The sequence below is a fragment of the Collinsella sp. OM07-12 genome, from assembly GCF_003438275.1.
Classification (GTDB): Bacteria; Actinomycetota; Coriobacteriia; order Coriobacteriales; family Coriobacteriaceae; genus Collinsella.
In genome coordinates this window covers 1-6,659 of the sequence record NZ_QSTQ01000037.1, presented here as the reverse complement: position 1 = coordinate 6,659, position 6,659 = coordinate 1, and the positions used below count along the sequence as shown (strand labels likewise).

3 protein-coding genes are annotated in these 6,659 nt (G+C 63.3%); 2 read left to right on the top strand and 1 reads right to left on the bottom strand.

The features are described from left to right. Window positions 1-282 precede the first annotated feature (282 nt). Window positions 283-645 (top strand): YccF domain-containing protein, encoded by a 363-nt coding sequence (locus tag DXB98_RS09820; RefSeq protein ID WP_117743990.1) that lies wholly within the window; start codon window positions 283-285, stop codon window positions 643-645. Between the two features lie 364 nt (window positions 646-1,009). After that, window positions 1,010-2,152 carry a hypothetical protein gene (locus DXB98_RS09815; RefSeq protein WP_117743989.1) on the top strand — a complete coding sequence of 381 codons (1,143 nt, stop codon included), beginning with the start codon at window positions 1,010-1,012 and terminating at the stop codon, window positions 2,150-2,152. 574 nt (window positions 2,153-2,726) lie between these two features. On the opposite strand, the gene DXB98_RS09810 is transcribed toward DXB98_RS09815, so the two are convergent. After that, on the bottom strand, window positions 2,727-6,659 hold a 3,933-nt coding region (locus DXB98_RS09810; protein WP_117743988.1), incomplete at its 5' end, for an acyl-CoA dehydratase activase-related protein.

Genomic DNA, 6,659 nt, shown 5'->3' with positions numbered 1-6,659 from the left:
TGACGGGGCAGAATGTCAATCCTGGTCTAACAGAGCCTTAAGAAATCCATCAGCGCCCGCACGACGGGCAAGGCCAAGCGCGCGATCAAGAAGGCCATCATCCCCGGTTACGACAAGAAGGGTATGGGCTGGCTGCGCGACCCCAAGAAGGCCGCTTACAACAAGGTCTACCGCAAGACCACATTCGGGCTCAAAGACCTGTTCAAGTAGGCCATAAGAGACGTTGTCCGAGCGGGGGCATATAATGACCTCGAACACTGATAGCACGGAATCGGAGGGTGCATGCGTCTTTTCGGCAACATCATCTGGATGCTCTTCGGCGGCATCTTCACCGCGCTTTATTGGTTCCTCGTGGGATGCCTGTTCTGCATCAGCATCGTCGGTATCCCGCTGGGGCGCCAGGCGTTTAAGATGGCGTCGCTCACGCTGGCACCCTTCGGCAAGACCATCGAGTACGGAGGCGGCGCGCCATCGCTTGTCGCCAACATCTTTTGGGTTATCTGCGCCGGCCTGCCCATGGCGGCGAGCTACCTCATCGCGGGCGCGATCAACTGCATCACCATCATCGGCATCCCCTTCGGACTGCAGACATTCAAGATGGCGAAACTCTCGTTGCTTCCCTTTGGCGCGCGTGTGCTCGGGTAGAGCCCAACGTCGGGTGCGTAACCAATCGCGATGCGCGCCAACCCCAGCACCTACGTCACTGGCCGCAACGAGGATCCTTGGCGCCAGGGCGCGTGACGTTCGAAGCCCCTCGCCGCAAAAGAGCACTCGGCAATCACTGGAAGGCATCGAGGCCTGCACTCAGCGCGGACCCCAATACAAACAGCAGCACAAGAGACAAAAACGGCCACCACGGGCAGCGGCATTATCGCTCCATTCACGGATTGAAGCCGCCGCCCCGTAAAACGTCATTTCCTTCTGCGCCATACTCTTGGAATACTCGAAACGCCGCGACGCGCAACGACGGCCGCTCGCGCGAGGGGCGGCAATTTGAAACGAGGGTCCCATGCTCAACGCAAGTGATGAAAAGCTGGTACGACGCTACTACCTTCTCCCCAAGGCCGCTTGGTATTCCTTGGCGTCCCTTTTTCTTACGGGCGGGATCGCGATACTGCTGGTGATGATCGACAACATCGGCCTGGGCTCCAAGGGTTTTGGGGACTTGCAGATGGTCGTCATGATCGCCCTCATGGTGGCCGAGGGCGCAGCGTGCATCACCTGCGGAATCGCCGCCAGACGCGGATTGAGCGGCGAGCGCTGGCAGGAGCTCGAACGCGCAGCCATCGGAGGCAACGCGGACATCGAGACGAGCGCGGCCGTCGGCGGTGGCATCGGCATGGCGGCTGCGGGGCGCCTCATCGACACCCTGGACAATGATGACCTCGACGCCCTGAGCTCAAGGTTGGAAATCGCCGGCGGCGCGATGGCGGCATACGGCTTCTTCAACACCATGCAACGCATGAGCAAGGCCGCCGCCGCGGTGGCGCACGCGCACGGCATGCAGCTCCCCGGGCTGGGCCGCACGAGGCTCATGATGCTCGGACTGCCGCTTGCCATCCTGACCCTCGCGTTTGTTCCGCGCTTTATCGATTCGGCCGCTCAGTCCTCCGCCGCGCAGCAGGCATCCGCCCGCACCATCGCCGCGTTCAACAACGCACTCGAACCGATATGCAGCTACATCATGGCCGACGACCCGCTCGAGCACCGCCAAGACAGCGGATACCGCGTGAGCGGAAACATCACCAACGTCGACGGCGACATCATCGCGAACGTATCGGTCGAGACAAACGAGCTCGGGGCCGTCGACAGCGTGATCTACAACGCCGATGTGGATATCAACCGCACACCCGAGGAGAACCTCGCGTTTGCCGAGGAGACCTTCTCTCGCTTTCACGCGGCGCTCGCCGATGTAGACCTCCAAGCGGAAGGCATCGAGCTGCTCGATACGGGGCTTGTCCAGACCCCGACGCTACCCGAAGAGTTCCGCGACGCATTCCTCGCCGGCGACTACTACACCGCCATCGACACGGACCTCGACGACACCGGGACCCTCCGCGCGTGGGCGCTGTTTGACACGGACCCGGAGGAGGAGTTCGACGAGTACTCCATGCCGCAAATTTCCATCTTCCTGGTCGCCAAAAACAGTTAGACGCCGCGGCTACGGGTGGAGCGCTACCAAATTTGACTAACTTGTAACCGGGTGCGCCTCCTAGACTGCGGCCCATGCGATATGACAGCACCGACAAGCGATGTAAATGGACGATATGTCCATTATCTTGCCCGCAGTTTGATAGCGCGCTCGCCACAGAGGCCTAAAGTGGCATCGAACGCGCTCGATTTTGATTGTGCCGGTTACAAGTTAGTCAAATTTGGTAGCCGCCTCGCCGCAAGGGACAGTGCGGGCACGCGAAAGCGCGCCCCTTCTCACATCGGCGGCGTGATTCTTGCCGATGCCCGAAGGGGCGCGCGTTGATTACAAGCAATATGAGTTACATCCAGCCACGAACCCAAGCAGCAAAATCATCTTGATGCGGGGCACCACCCCGGAGCCCCGCATCAAGTCGAGCTTGTTATCCCATCTTCTATTGGGCTCGATGCCCCGAACCAAATCGATCTCGTCGCCTCATCCCCGGTCGCGATCGGCGCCCCGCGCCCGACCAGACTCGCCGGCCCATCCCCAGCCAGGATCGGCACCCCACACCTGGCCGACCCCGTCGCCGCAGCTACTCTTCCCGATCGTTCTTGCTCGCGCGCTTCCAGTGCAAGCCGCGACCCAGGCGGTGCGCCACGCGCTCCACCTCGGCGTCACTCGTGAGGTGGTGTGGCTTCATGCGGCTCGTCACCGAATCGCGCCGCTCGAGCGCGATGGGCTCCATCACAAAACCCTTACCCGAGCGCATGTTCTCCTTCGCCACGCTGATCATCAGCTTGATGCGATTGAGCTGGTTCACCTCCGACGCACCCGGGTCGTAGTCGACCGCTACGATGTTGCTCTCGGGATGCTGGCGGCGAAGCTCCTTGATCACGGCCTTGCCCACCACGTGGTTGGGCAGGCACGCAAAGGGCTGCGTGCAGATGATGTTGGGCGCGCCGTGGTCGATCAGGTCGAGCATTTCGGCCGTGAGCAGCCAGCCCTCGCCCATGTTGTTGCAAAGCGACAACACCTGGCCGGCCTTTTCGGCCATGACGGGAATGGGCTCGGGGCGCTCGAAGCGCTTACTGTGCTCAAGCAGGTCCTCCACCGGCTTGCGCATCCAATCGACCAGGCGAATCGCCGCGTCCATCGTCGCGCGCTCGACGGCCGAGCTGCCCAGCTCGTTCTTTTGCACCTGCGCGTTGCTCATGGAGTACAGGAAGAAGTCGAGCAGGCCGGGGACCACGGCCTCGCAGCCTTCCGCCTCGATGACGTCGACCACGTGGTTGTTCGCCGTGGGGTGGAACTTGACGAGGATCTCGCCCACCACGCCCACGCGCGGCTTCATGCCCTCCCCCATGAGCGGCAGCGCGTCAAACGCGTCGATTGCCTCGCGCGACAGCTGCGTGTAGCTGCGGCGCGTGAACTTCGGGGCCATGCGGCGCGCACGGTCCATAAACTGCTCGAACAGCTCGTTCGCAGAGCCGGGGCGAGCCTCATAGGGGCGTGTGCGGTAGAGCATCTGCATCATGAGGTCGCCAAACAGCACACTGTACACACACGATTTGAGCATCGCGGGCGTCAGCTTGAAGCCGGGATTTTGCTCATCCAGCTTGACCGCAGACAGACTGATCACCGGGATGTCGGGATGACCGCTCTCGCGCAGCGCCTTGCGGATGAGTGCGATGTAGTTCGTCGCGCGGCACCCGCCGCCCGTCTGCGAGATCACGACCGCCGTCTTGGACAGGTCGTAGCGGCCGCTCTCGATAGCCTCCATGATCTGGCCGGTTACCAGAATCGACGGGTAGCAGATGTCGTTGTTCACGTAGCGCAAGCCGGCCTCGACGGCGCCGCGATCCGTGGACGGCAGCAGCTCCAGGTTGTAGCCGGCCGTCTGGAAGACCTCTTTGATGAGGTCAAAGTGGATGGGCGCCATCTGCGGGCACAGGATGGTGTAGCCCGCATCGCACATCTCCTCGGTAAAGGGCACCTTGGGGAACGCCGCGCTCTTGCTGGCGCGTTGCGCCTCGAGCGCATATTTGTGCGTGGCGAACACCGGCGCGTCCGTCGACGGCTCCACAGGTGCCGCGTCGCCCGCCTCATACGCGTCGCCAGCGGCCGCGGCCTCAGCAGCACGCTCGGCCTCCTGGTCCTTCAGCGCCGCCATCAGCGAGCGGATACGGATGCGCGCCGCGCCGAGGTTGGACACCTCGTCGATCTTGAGCACCGTGTAGATCTTGCCGGAAGCCTCGAGAATCTCCTGCACCTGGTCGGTGGTGAGGGCGTCCAGGCCGCACCCAAAGGAGTTCAGCTGGATGAGGTCGAGGTCGTTGCGCATGGTCACGAAGCGCGCGGCGGCATACAGACGGCTGTGGTACATCCACTGGTCGACCACGCGAATCGGGCGCTCCGGCTTGACCAGGTGCGCCACGGAGTCTTCCGTGAGCACCGCAAAGCCAAAGCTCGAGATGAGCGAGGGCAGCGAGTGGTTGATCTCGGGATCGTTGTGGTACGGGCGCCCCGCCAACACGATGCCGTGCCCGCCGTGCTCCTCGATCCAGTGCATGGCCTCCTCGCCCATGGTCTGGATGTCCTGATGGAACCGCGCGTCGGCCTCATACGCCGCGTTCACGGCGTCGTCGATCTCGGTGCGCGTGAGCTTGGGCCCGCGCACACGGCCGTGACCAGCCTCGGCGTCCGCCACGCGCTCGACGGCAAGCAGCTCATACAGGCGACGCTTGAGTTCGATCTTGTCGTGGTAGGGCACGAACGGGTACATGAACTCGACGTGCTTCTCGGTGAGGTCGTCGATGTTGAGGCCAAGCGCCGTGGGGTAGCTCATCACGATGGGGCAGTTGTAGCAGTTGCCCGCAGACGAGTCTTCCTTGCGCTCCCAGCGCACGCAAGGCATCCAGATGAAGTCCGGGTCCTTGGCGATGAGGTTCATCACGTGGCCATGGGAGAGCTTGGCTGGATAGCACACGGACTCGCTCGGCATGGACTCGATGCCGCTCTCGTACGTAGCCTTGCTCGAGTTGTCGGACAGCACGACGCTAAAGCCCAGACGTGTGAAGAACGCATGCCAGAACGGGTAGTTCTCGTACATGTTGAGCGCGCGGGGGATGCCCACCGTGCCGCGCGGCGCCTCGTCGGGGCTCAGGCAGGGACGGTTGAACAGCAGGTCGTTCTTGGCGGCGAAGAGGTTGGGCGCCTCGGATTTCTGCTTCTTGTGACCGGCGCCCTTCTCGCAGCGGTTGCCGGTGATGAAGCGACGGCCGCCGCCGAAGTCGTTAATGGTGAGCTGGCAGTTGTTGGAGCAGCGGCCGCAGCGCGCATGTTTTTGTTCCGCGGTGAGCGCGGCGATCTCGGGCGCAGAGAGCACCGTCGAGACGCCGTTTGCACCGGCGCGATCGCGGGCGAGCAGTGCCGCTCCGTAGGCACCCATGCAACCGGCGATATCGGGGCGCACGGCATGCACGCCGGTAAGCTGCTCGAATGCGCGCAGGGTGGCGTCGGACATGAAGGTGCCGCCCTGGACGATCACCTGGGTACCGATCTCCTTGGGGTCGCGCAGCTTGATGACCTTGAACAGGGCGTTTTTGATTACCGAGTAGGACAGGCCGGCGGCGATGTCGCCCACCGTGGCGCCCTCCTTTTGCGCCTGCTTCACGCGAGAGTTCATGAAAACGGTGCAACGGCTGCCCAGGTCAACCGGGTTTTTGGCCAACATGGCCTCGGCGGCAAAGGCACGCACGTCCATGTCCATGGACACGGCGAAGCTCTCGATGAAGCTGCCACAACCCGAGGAACACGCCTCGTTGAGCATGATGTGCTCGATCACGCCGTCGCGCACGCGCAGGCACTTCATGTCCTGGCCGCCGATGTCGAGGATGAACTCGACGCCCGGCAAAAACGCGCGGGCGCCACGCAGGTGCGCCACGGTCTCGATCTCGCCGGAGTCGGCCTTGAGCGCCTCGATGAGCAGGGCCTCGCCGTAACCGGTGGTGGTCACGTGGCCAATCGTGCAGCCCGCCGGGATGTGCTCGTAGAAGTCGGCCATGATGGTCTTGGCGGTGCCGAGGATGTCGCCGTTGTTATTGCCGTACCAGGTATGCAGAAGCTGGCCGTCCTCACCCACCATCGCGGCCTTCATCGTGGTGGAACCCGCGTCGAGACCGATGAACACGCGCCCGGTGTAGCCCGCGAGCTCGCCGCGCGGCACGACCTCCCGAGCGTGGCGCTCGGAGAACTCCGCAAGGTCCTCCTCAGTTGCGAACAGCGGGTCAAGGCGGGCGACCTCATCGCCTTGAGTGTCGCCCAAAGCGTCGATGGCCTCGATGAGCTCGCAAAAACGCACGAGCTTGGACGACTCATGCGCCATGGCGGCGCCCGACGCCACGAAGAGGTGCGCGTTGTCGGGCACGATGATGTGCTCGTCGTCGAGGTTGAGGGTGAGGTAGAAGCGGTGGCGCAGCTCGGAAAGATACTGCAGCGGGCCGCCCAGGAAGGCGACGTTACCGCG

Excerpts from the sequence above, each read along its gene's own strand:
- DXB98_RS09820 (WP_117743990.1), top strand. The coding sequence starts at position 283 with ATGCGTCTTTTCGGCAACATCATCTGGATGCTCTTCGGCGGCATCTTC.
- DXB98_RS09815 (WP_117743989.1), top strand. The coding sequence starts at position 1,010 with ATGCTCAACGCAAGTGATGAAAAGCTGGTACGACGCTACTACCTTCTC.